The following is an 11,263-nucleotide window of genomic DNA, read 5'->3' on the forward strand; positions in this document are numbered from 1 at the left end:
TACTGGAAACCTTTCTTCTGGAGTGAAAGTTACCTTGTTCTTTCTACAGGTGGTGCCACCATTGATATTATCGAACAATACATTGAGAACCAGTCTACTCCTTCTGAGTAGGAAAAACTAACCCCTCCTAAGCCTTCTCCTATAGAAGGGGATTGCGTTTTTCAGTTTTGTTCAATTTATTCTTATAAATTATCGAAAAAGTATTGATTTATATTAGAACAATCCTATTTTTAATCCTCTATCTGCAACATATACAGGCTTTCCAGTTAGTTTTTCAATCTCATCTACAAACATTTTTTCATCACTGTTGTTGTCACTCAAATGCAGTAGAACTATTTCTTTAACCATACTCAAATCTGTAACTTTCAAAAATTCCTTGACATTTTCAAGGTTAAAGTGTGATGTCAGAAGTCTTTTGGCAACGGCAGGATGTACTAACCCTTTTTCTAAATTTGAATTTAGGATATCCATACTGTAATTACATTCAACCATAATATGTGCAAGTCCAGAAAATTTGTACCTGCAGTAATAACTGTCTGTTATGAAAAGCAACTTGCCCATTTCTTCATGCTGCACAAGAAATCCCAGTGGTTCCGCTGCGTCATGTTCAGTCTGAAATGGCATTACAGTGAAACTTCCTACAGTGAACTGCTTTTTGCTTTCAACAATGTGAATCCTATATCCAGATACCTTGCACGCATCAATTGTTCCTTTACTTGTATAAACATCTACACCATTATTCAAGACATCAGTTATCGCTTTTGAATGATCGAGATGTTCATGGGAAATCAGGCATCCACAAATATTTTCAATATTAAAGCTCATTCCTTTTATGATTTTTTTCCATGGCAATCCCGCTTCAATAATAAGGCTCCCGCTTTCTCCTTCAAGGAGAAAGCAGTTACCCTGGCTCCCTGAACCTAAAACTTTAAGCTCCAATTGCTTATCTCCTCCTCTATTATGTTAATAATCCTCAGGCAGAAGGATGGTTGTTGCACTCCTGTCCGCTTCTGTTATGATCCAGAATCTTATACCGGCAGAACTTCTATAAGCACTTAGTATTTTGTCTCCATTTCTCAGAGCTTCTTCATTTACCTCCTGATCCTCTTCAGACAAATCTCCCCAGTTTCCTTGTGCATGGCGTGTCAGACAGAATTCAATTTCTATTTTAGGAACTTTTTTTAATACAGCAGGTGTGACAACAATTTGTCCCAACTCGAATTTAGGTTTATACGTATTTAGAATCATTTTTATTTATCTCCCTTGCTTATTAATTTTTTAGCCATATGGCCAATATCAATCGTTACCCTATCGGGCGTTTACCAAATTATTTCTCACTTTTAATATGCGGTAAAAACGGAGTAAAAAAATTAGTTGGTCTGATTATTTATTTTTTTATTTGAAATAGAAAATACCGGCGCAGTTAAAATCCACACCGGTATTTCATAAACAAAAATAGAGACCACTATATAAATTGACCTCTATCACAATCCTTGCTCCTTGTTATTTAACTTTTTGATAAATTCTTCCCAATCCTCCTCTGTAGCAACTTTTCTAGCTTTTCTTAGTGCCTCTCTTACTTTTTTAGATGACATTATATAATCCGGAAGATCAGGTGCTATTTTATTTTTACCTTCTCCTGCCAAATCAAACATTGTATTTTTTTCATCCTCAGTTAATTTTAAGATTTTAACCATTTGTTTAAGTTTATCCATATCCGGTGGATATCTTCTGCCCTTCTCAATATCACTGAGATATGCAGGGGCAATTCCTATTTCAGAAGCTATTCCTCTCAATGTCATTCCAAGTGATTTCCTTTTATCCGTGATAAATTTTCCAAAATCCAACATATCATTCATTTTAATCTCCCTCATTCTTTTATAAATTTTTATCTATGAAATTTTTCATCTCCATGACATTCTTGAATTTTAATGAATGAGCAATAGCACTAGCAGTACCGGGCCTTAATGTATCGTTATCCTTATGATAATCGAACTTACAAGTACGGTATATTCCATCATTACCTATACCTCCATATATAAAACTACCTTTTTTAAGTGGTTTCATATTAAAATATAAAAGTAATTTTTTTATTTGTCCCATGTCAAATCGTATCGCCATAATTATAAACCTATCTCTTTCTTTAGTTTTTCTCTGTCACCATCACAACGAATTAATTTCAGCATATATACCTGTTTTTCTATACTTTCAACCTTATTGAATAAATCAATTTTTTCTATATAAATATCAATATATTCTAAGATACTATCTATTAAATTTTCCTTTGCAGCATCTAAAGTATTGCCCTCACCATACATGTCTATTTCATTTAATGCTATAGTATAGCCTCCAAGTTCTTCACCCGATTCCACAACAGGATTAAACTTTAGAAATCCCATTAAAAAATCAACATATAATGTTTTTATATGGCTTACTTCTTCATCTTCATTGGCATTTTTATTTATGCCTTTAAATGTAACAATTTCCAGGCCTTTTAATGCCGTGTTATTTAAATCACTATAATATCTTTTTGTATCTCTAATATTAAGTTTTCTTTTATTAAAAATTTCCATATTAAACCACCTTCTATAATAAATCTTTATATTTATTATAATGTATGTAGTTACTGTAATCAAGGTGATTACAGTTTTTATCTGAGAAGTGACAGCAATGAAAATTACTGCCACTATCAAATAATTAATGTTTTAGATTTTGCTATTAAAATCCCGGATCTTCCATTTCGGTCTGTCCTGGAATATCTGGAATATCATCACTTTTTGGGTTGTCCCCATTTTTGTCTCCGTCTGATTTTATATCCTTATTTCCGGAAGTATTAGACTTGCCTGTTTTTTCATTTTGTGAAGAACTATCCTCTTCAATATCAAGTTCCTGCGAATTGACATTTTTAAGTTCCTCTTCAAAATCGACATCTACGGCATTTTTATTGTCAACATATTCAACATTATTTCCATTGATATGTTCTCCATCACGAAGAACGCTACCTTTTATTAGTGCCTGGTCTGTTTCCAGCGCAAGCTGCATATCTATGCTGAGCATCCCATATTTACTAAGTAAAAGTTTAATCACGGTTTTAAGTGCCATGGTATCAAAATCAGTTGTCCACCTGCTGCTTTTCACAATATAGTCCTTGTGACTCTTGTAACTCTGGCTGTATTTCTTTGCATGTTTTTCTACCTGTTCAACCGTCATAAAAAATGCTTTTTCAAAACCATTTATTAATCTGAAATACGATATATACCCGATAATTTTATCCTGCTTTGTATTCTTGTCATCAAGTTCGATCTCTCCGGTCAGTCTGTTTATATGCTTTATATCTCCTTCATACACCACAATAGCATTTATCGTTTTATATTGCCCGGTTCTCTCTGCCAATTGTACGAATCCTTTATACCCCATCTGAAATTGTGCTACCTTGCCTCTCTTCCTATCATTGTAAGGTACAATATATGCAAAACCCAGGTTGGGGTTTATAGGCAGATCCAATGTAGCAGCAACAAGAGCACTGCTTACAATGCTGAATGGCTCAACATTTTCAAAATTTTTACTGTTGGCAACATCTATAATGCTCGCCATGAATCCAAATGCCCTTTTTCCCAGAACATCCTGAAATCTTTTTTTGATGTTCACATTTGCTATAATGTTTTTTACCGTTACAGGTGCTTTTCCCTGATTCTCCTGATTTTTTGATAATTTCCTATTTTCCATTTATATCAATCCTCTCTTTAAAATTTAAAATTTTTATTATCACGCCAATATAATTGGCTTATTATGCACAACTATCCAACCTGTCCAGTGTTTTTTCATTATTCCCTTTTTCAATTCTAAGAGTTTTATCTGCTTCACTTACAATCAGATTAATTATCTGTGCATCAGTGTCTATAATTCTGGTAACAGACTCCTTGTTATCTATAAACACAGGTGCAGTAATCTTGTAATGTTTGCACAGAGTATTTATAATATCTATTCCAGCATTTATCCTTGCAGCATTGTTAAGGCTTGTATTGAAGGGAACGCCGTTCACCAGAGGTTCGCAGTCTTCCTCTATACCACCGTTGACCTGCAGCTTGAAGAATCTGAATTCAACATATTTGAATTTTTCATTTATGCCTTTTTCCAGTAACTTGACTTTGGTTTTTATGAACTCATTGCATAAATCATCTCTCTTTTCAAGATTTGCAATTTGCTGAGCTATTGATTTTTCTTTATCAAGAAGTTCATTAATTCTTTTATTTACCTGCTCATTCATATCCTTATATCCCAATTCACGATTGATTTTTTCAAGTTCTATTTCGAGTGACTGCTTTTTTTCTTTTAATTCCTTTATTTGTGTATCCTCTTTAACAGGCTTGGACAATTCAGCCTGAAGAGATCCTATCTGCTTTAATATTTCCTGATATTCCTTATTACCATCCATATCTACAGATGACTTGAAACTGTTGATCTGGTTCTGCAATTCCACCTTTCTTTTGTTCAATAAATTTAATTTTTCACTGGCAGTTTTTAAATCAGCATCTTCTTGAGATATGATTTTTTTATACTTCTTAAATTCATCGGCTTTTGCCTGACCCCTGGCGGTTATTTTTTTAAGGTTTTCAGCCCTTTCTTTTCTGAAATTCTCTTGCAACTCTTTTTGGTGCTTTGCAATATCACCATCTGAGAAGGGCCTTTTACAGAGCGGACAGATGCGCGCATTTTCAGGGAGTTTAAAAACCTTCTTGTTTTCCCTATGCCATTCACTTCTCAAGCTTTTAATCTCCACCTCCATCTTTCCGGCCATTTTAAGGTTATTAGCCTTTTCAATCTCCAGTGATTTAATGCTGAATTTAATTTCAGCTATCTGGCTGTTTATATCTCTCAGCTTTTCTGATATTTTGTTTTTGACACTTTCAGATTTTTTCATTTCTCCATGTTCAATATCTTTGAGCTTTGATTTAAGGGCATACAGCTCATCCTTTTTTGCCAGTAGTTCGTCATTTATCTTAGATTTGTCAATGAGCTTTTCTTCCAGGCTTTTTATACCTGCAACTATTCCAGCCTTTCTAAAATCCAGACCGCTGAAGTCAATGTCATCCTTAAGCTCTCTTCTCTTTTCATCCACTCTAGGCGGAATTGATTCCTTTTCCTTGATTAATTTTTTGATTGTAGCATTTATGCTTTTCTTGATCTCCTCTATGCTCTTGTTTTTTAATAATTCTGCCAGAGGTTTCAAACTTTCTTTTGAATCAATTACATCCTCATCTGTAACTTCACCTATGATATCCATCAATATTTTTTTCCTATCCTGCCATTTGATATTTGTACTGAAATACACTGGATTGGTAATGAGTTTGAATATATCCTCCTGTATGATTTCACTTACAAATTTTTTGTATTCATTTTGTTTCTTGGGTACATTGTCAACACTATATGTTGTCTCATATCCCTTGAATTCCGAATCAACCTGACCACGCTTTTTAACCCATTTTTGTCTCAACACTTTTCCAAGCAAAATTTCAGTATCATTTACCCTGATAGCCGCATCAACCTCGGTCTCAACCATTTTTACAACATTGTTATTTTCATCCAGAGGCTGCACATCAAACCTGCTCTTATCCTGACTGTCCTTGTCAAAAAGCAGCCACATGAAGGCATCGAATAGTGTAGTCTTGCCTGTGGCATTATCTCCATAGATATCAGTTAACTTTGAAAAATCCACAGTAAGATCTTTAATTCCCTTGAAATTTTTAAGAACCAGCTTTTCCAAAAATATTTTTTTACACATCTTTATTTTCACTTCTTTCCATTTAAATCCGGATCTGCCGTATCTATAAATATCTCTTCAAAGCTTTTATTCCAATGTTTGTCCTCTTCATCTGATTCCGATCCAAAACCAAACCATCCCATCTTGCCTTTTTCATGCCATTTTCCATCTGGGGTAATTACGGCATACGTGGCAAATGAGCTTTCTATTCTTGCATACTCTTCTTTACTGGAATATTTGTCTACATAGTATTCTTTCTTGTAGATATCCCACTTTAAAAGCTCTTTCTCCTTTTCATCCTTTGGTGCATCACCATCAACTTTTAATTTCCAGAACCTGATAAACCTTTCATATTCTTTTCTATCTACTGAAAAATCTATGTCTTTTATTTTTGCTGAATCCACCCTGTTCTCAGGAATTATTTCTTCTTCATTGGTCCAGCTTCTTGTTCCATAATTCCCTGATGTGGCAAGTGGCTTTAACCTTAGCAGTCCGGACCACCTACCGCCTATTTGATACCAGTCCCACTTTGCATTTGGATTTTCCCGGTATCCATACCTATTTCTATCTGAGTCTTTAGAAAATCCGCAATATTCTTCCATATACTCGTCAAATGACGAATATATTTCTGTGAATTTGACTTTAACTTTTTTGTATCCATAAGGTATTTCATTTATGTTCATTTTCTTAAACCTTTCATCCCATGGATATAATAATTTTCCGTCGGGACATTTTACCATGTCGATTTCTTCATTCCTGTAACTGTCAAGTTCCCTGTCTTCGACATCTATAAACTGCAAATATTCTTCCGGACAATCACCCATGTTGTTCTCCTGGTATGGTGCCAGTAACTCCTCTACTGTCTTTCCTCCTTCTTCTGTAAATACTGCAACTGCAAAATGACTCATAATACATCCACCTTTCCTTTTTTCTTTATTTTTTATATATAAAAAACTGCCTTAAAGACAGTCTTAAATATCAATATTTAGGCCATACAGCCGATACTAAATGTTACCCACATGAGCATTAACCAATTTCCTTATATACTTAATATGTGGTAAAAATAGAGCAAAAAAAATTAGTTAGTTTAAATATTTAATATATTATTTAGACATAAAAAAGTATCCTGACTTATTTTCTATCAAGATACTTTTATAAAAGCATATAAGAATCAGATATACACTCATTTCCACTTCATACTATTTACTTATTTTATTATTCCAAGATTTATCATTTCTTTTTCTTCTGCTTCCGTTAAATCTTCAAATGTTCTAAAGATAAATCCCTACTTTTTTAAATATGATATCATTTCGAGTAGTGATTCTACTGTAAAATGTTTATAATAAGTGTCATGCATAAATATTACTGCAAATTTTTTATCCTTGCACTGAATCCTAACATTTTTTTATTTTTTCAATTTGTATTATTTAAAGTTAAGAATACCTCCTTAGACAATTTCTGAACGCTTTCATTTTCAAATTTGTTAGTACTTACATTAAATTTGTTTGCATAAGCAATATTATTAGCATTCAATACTATAAGCAATATTGCAATTATAAGGATATCATAGCAAGAAATATAAAACTTTCTCATAAGAAAAACACCTCTATTTACTAAAAGTAAGCGATAAATTATCAGGTGTGTGTTTACAAAAACAAAGACCATTCATTTAGAGTGATCTTATTTTTGCCATTTGTTCTTTTTGCAGGAAGGCTGAACCCATGGATCTCAGGACAGGGTATTCTTCTAAAAATCCAGAAGAATTTTTTATTATTTTAAAAAAATTTTTATACTATATACTGCGTCAATGAAGAATATAATTATTATTGAACCCCGAAAATCTATTTATATCACCCAACAGGTTATCCTCTCTCATTCCCATCCCTTTATAACGCCTTCCTCCATGCTCAAGAATATTAATATAAAATGCCTGGAAAGATGAATATCACCAGGCATTTTTGCATTAATTAATATTTTATGGAATTACAAGTTTTCTGTTCAACTTTTAGAATTAGCAAATTTGACACCATATTCTATAGAATTAATAAGGCTTTCTTCATTAGCTGTACCTTTTCCAGCCTTACCAAAAGCAGTTCCATGATCTACTGAAACTCTTATTATGGGAAGTCCAAGAGTTATATTGACTCCACTTACAGAAGTCCACTTTTTCTTTTGTTCGTCCCAGTTAAATCCAACGACTTTCATGGGAATATGACCCTGGTCGTGATACATTGCAACCACTATGTCATACTGCCCGCCTTTCGCTTTCGAAAACACTGTATCAGGAGGCACAGGTCCTTCAACATTTATTCCAATTTTCTTTGCTTTTTCTATAGCAGGTTCTATTTCTTCTTTCTCTTCAAAACCAAACATACCGTTTTCTCCGGCATGTGGATTTAAACCTGCTACCCCTACCTTTGGACTATTTATTCCAAGCTTTTTACATGTATCATTTGCAAGCTTTATTACTTCAAACACTCTATCTTTTTTTACACGATCACAAGCTTCTCTTAGGGACACATGAGTAGACACATGGACAGCTCTTAGATTACCGCATGCCAGCATCATGGTATAATTTTTAGTTTTTGTATAGTACGCATATATTTCAGTATGACCTGAATAATGAAATCCGGCAAGATTCATCGCTTCCTTGTTAATTGGTCCCGTTATGGTAGCATCTATCTTTTTATCCAGGGCAAGTTCAATCACTTTTTTTACAGATTCAAAAGCTGCTCTTCCTGCCATAGCTGATACTTTCCCATGAACAAGATGCTGCATATCTGTATTTTCAAGATCATACACATCCATAGTACCATACTCAAACATTGCATCATTCACATCTGAAATTCTATTTATTTTTAGATTTACATTGGCGATTTTCACTGCCTGTGTCATAACATTGGCATCGCCTACAACTATAGGCCTGCATATTTCATACACTCTTTCTTTTGCCAGGGCTTTTGCCGCAATTTCAGGACCTATTCCCGCGGGATCTCCCATTGTAATACCAAGTATCGGTTTTTTGTCAACCATTTGTTTCATCCTTTCATTACTAAAATCTTTATATTGTATAATTAAACTATAACTTATTATAAGGTTTCTTTTATTTTTTGTATGCAATAATATATGGACTCTTTGTTCCCAAATGCACCTGCTTTTGTTATAATTTTTAATCCATTGAATACTCCTCCTCTAATTATCTCTAAAGGAATACCTGTTTGTACTTCACCAATTATTTCCGTTCCATAGGCATTAACATACTTAATAAAACTAATTGAGGCATCACCACCAGTTATAAACACTCCAGATAACTTAGTTCTTAAAATTATTTGCTTTGATATTTTACCGATTATCTCTTGAGTATATTTGCTTACGCCTTCTTTACTTATTCCTTTTTCATTACCTACTTTTATAGCCATATCATAATCATTATGTGATAATGCCGTTACAAGTGCTGTATCATATCCATTATTCAATGAATTTACTGCTTGACTTATTATATTACTCTCATTCATCCCATTTAAAAGTGACGCAATATCCAATCTTACTATTCTAATTCTTCTTTTAGATAAATATTTAACTTGTTGTCTAGAAATATCGCTTACACTTCCAATCAAACATAGAACTGGATTAGTAGCATATAACACATCTAACATAGCATCCATTAGGCCTGCTGAACCAACCCATAAAACCTTTTTATTCAGATTTAGCACATATTTTGATATATTTATTAAATCACCTTTTGTTTCAGCATCAAAGCTTATAAAATCATGATTCTGAAATTCAAATTTTTCGTCTTTAATATCCTTTAACTTTATATGAATTACTTTTTCACCTGTTTCAAGTTCCAAGAACCTTTTTACGTTATCCTCTTTTACTGGCTTATTAGGATCATTTGCTATTTCTGTTTTAGTTATAGGAACATTATTCATCAAATGAATTCCATTGATTGTTACCCTCTCATTATCCGGATAAGCCGGAGCAAAGATTATAATATCAGGTTTATAAATTTCTTTTATAGCTTTAATCTCTGCCCCAATATTACCTCTTAATGTTGAATCAATTTTTTTGTATACATAATCAAATTTAAACTTTAGTGCAGTTGATACTATATTTTTCATTTTTTCATATGCTTCATTTTGCGGTATATTTCTGGACTCTGTATCTATTACATAAGATCTACCTGCATTTATATATTTATGGTTAAGTATAACATTTGTCTTTATACCTCTTTTTTTTAGTTGAACACCTGTATCATTCGCTCCTGTAAAATCATCTGCAATTATTAGAAAATTATCCATGATATACTTCTCCTCACGCGTTTGTAATTAAATACAATGCTGTTATTGTTTAAGTTTAATAGCAACTCTAAGTGCTTCAGCACTATCAGCTGCTAACTTAAATGCATCCTGCCATTGTTCCAATTCATATACATGTGTTACAAGAGGCTTCAAATTAATTTTTCCACTTTCAACTAGTTTGATTGCAGCCAACCAATCATATGGTATTTGTGATATTTCACCTTTTATATCAAGCTCTTTGACAATTATTTTATATGTGTCCACCGGAACAACTGCACCTTCAACAATGCCGCCACCAGCCCAGCATATTCTTCCTCCTTTTCGAACTATATCAAGAGATTGCAATACAGGTTCAACGGCTCCTGTATTCTCAAGTACCACATCTACACCTTTCCCACCTGTTATTTTATTTATTTTTGAGCGTAAATCATCTTTTTCAACATTTACTGCATAATCTGCTCCTAATTCTATTGCTTTCTTTAATCTAAAATTTTCATCCCTATTTATTCCTGTAATAATTACAGGGCCAGCACCTATAGCTTTACAAATCTGAGCCATTAGTATACCTCTTGCACCAGAACCTAATATTGCTACAGATTCACCAGCTTTAACTTTCATTCTTGTTATAACAGTGTGGACAGAACCAGCAGTTGGCTCCATAAGTACTGCTTCCTCTGATGTTATATTGTCAGGTAATTTGTGTAATTGCCATTCAGGCCATACTGTATACTTAGCGAATCCCCCTCCTGTAGTAAAATGAGCTCTGCCTTCCATAGGTGTAATTGTATTGCAAATATTATATCTTCCTTCATTACATGCTGCACAATGTCCACAATAGTTTGTTACAATTTCCTGAACAACTCTATCACCAGGTTTAACTGTAGTAACTTCTTTTCCTACTTCTTTTACCAAGCTTACGATTTCATGTCCGACAACAAATTCTTTATCTGAAATTTTTGCTTCTTTGTCTTTCCATCTATGAACATCACTGCCGCAAACACCGCAATATAAAACTTCTACCAGTACATCATGTGGTGCATAAGGGTTTTTACCAATCTGAGGTACAGGTACCTCCTTTAACCCTAAATCCCCATTTGGAAAAGAAACTAAACCTTTCATTATCTCCATAAAACTATCTCCTTTCAAATTATTATAATATATTAATTTAACATTTATCATCTTTTAACTATTTAAGTAATTA

The 11,263-nt window shown here is 33.3% G+C and carries 12 protein-coding genes; 1 reads left to right on the forward strand and 11 read right to left on the reverse strand.

Annotated features, from left to right (window positions below):
* A partial coding sequence (locus J5G60_RS19210) for a transposase (protein ID WP_190972244.1) occupies positions 1-111 on the forward strand: 111 nt, incomplete at its 5' end.
* Between the two features lie 102 nt (positions 112-213).
* On the opposite strand, the gene J5G60_RS12325 is transcribed toward J5G60_RS19210, so the two are convergent.
* The 11 genes from J5G60_RS12325 to J5G60_RS12375 all read right to left on the reverse strand — a co-directional run bounded on the left by J5G60_RS12325 (position 214) and on the right by J5G60_RS12375 (position 11,190).
* Complete coding sequence (locus J5G60_RS12325) at positions 214-939, reverse strand: MBL fold metallo-hydrolase (RefSeq protein WP_150358272.1); 726 nt, start codon at positions 937-939, stop codon at positions 214-216.
* Positions 940-963: 24 nt separating this feature from the next.
* Positions 964-1,248 carry a hypothetical protein gene (locus J5G60_RS12330; RefSeq protein WP_207708018.1) on the reverse strand — a complete coding sequence of 95 codons (285 nt, stop codon included), beginning with the start codon at positions 1,246-1,248 and terminating at the stop codon, positions 964-966.
* 236 nt (positions 1,249-1,484) lie between these two features.
* Positions 1,485-1,859, reverse strand: a complete 375-nt coding sequence (locus tag J5G60_RS12335) for a helix-turn-helix domain-containing protein (protein WP_150358273.1) — start codon at positions 1,857-1,859, stop codon at positions 1,485-1,487.
* A 19-nt stretch (positions 1,860-1,878) separates the two neighbouring features.
* The gene (locus J5G60_RS12340) at positions 1,879-2,121 is read right to left on the reverse strand and encodes a hypothetical protein (RefSeq protein WP_150358274.1); all 243 of its coding nucleotides are present in this window, start codon (positions 2,119-2,121) and stop codon (positions 1,879-1,881) included.
* A gap of 2 nt (positions 2,122-2,123) precedes the next feature.
* Positions 2,124-2,573 (reverse strand): hypothetical protein, encoded by a 450-nt coding sequence (locus tag J5G60_RS12345; protein ID WP_150358275.1) that lies wholly within the window; start codon positions 2,571-2,573, stop codon positions 2,124-2,126.
* 145 nt (positions 2,574-2,718) lie between these two features.
* The gene (locus tag J5G60_RS12350) at positions 2,719-3,726 is read right to left on the reverse strand and encodes a recombinase RecT (RefSeq protein WP_150358276.1); all 1,008 of its coding nucleotides are present in this window, start codon (positions 3,724-3,726) and stop codon (positions 2,719-2,721) included.
* Between the two features lie 61 nt (positions 3,727-3,787).
* On the reverse strand, positions 3,788-5,782 hold the full coding sequence (locus tag J5G60_RS12355; protein ID WP_150358277.1) for an AAA family ATPase: 1,995 nt from the start codon (positions 5,780-5,782) through the stop codon (positions 3,788-3,790).
* Between the two features lie 8 nt (positions 5,783-5,790).
* On the reverse strand, positions 5,791-6,669 hold the full coding sequence (locus tag J5G60_RS12360) for a hypothetical protein (protein ID WP_150358278.1): 879 nt from the start codon (positions 6,667-6,669) through the stop codon (positions 5,791-5,793).
* Positions 6,670-7,759: 1,090 nt separating this feature from the next.
* A complete protein-coding gene (pdxA, locus tag J5G60_RS12365; protein ID WP_207708019.1) occupies positions 7,760-8,794 on the reverse strand; it encodes a 4-hydroxythreonine-4-phosphate dehydrogenase PdxA in 1,035 nt (344 codons plus the stop codon).
* A gap of 56 nt (positions 8,795-8,850) precedes the next feature.
* Positions 8,851-10,062 carry a four-carbon acid sugar kinase family protein gene (locus tag J5G60_RS12370; protein WP_150358279.1) on the reverse strand — a complete coding sequence of 404 codons (1,212 nt, stop codon included), beginning with the start codon at positions 10,060-10,062 and terminating at the stop codon, positions 8,851-8,853.
* 42 nt (positions 10,063-10,104) lie between these two features.
* Positions 10,105-11,190 carry a zinc-dependent alcohol dehydrogenase gene (locus J5G60_RS12375; protein ID WP_190972245.1) on the reverse strand — a complete coding sequence of 362 codons (1,086 nt, stop codon included), beginning with the start codon at positions 11,188-11,190 and terminating at the stop codon, positions 10,105-10,107.
* Positions 11,191-11,263 lie beyond the last annotated feature (73 nt).

Origin of the sequence: Clostridium sp. HV4-5-A1G (assembly GCF_900184915.1) — a bacterium.
GTDB lineage: Bacteria > Bacillota > Clostridia > Clostridiales > Clostridiaceae > Clostridium_B > Clostridium_B aromativorans.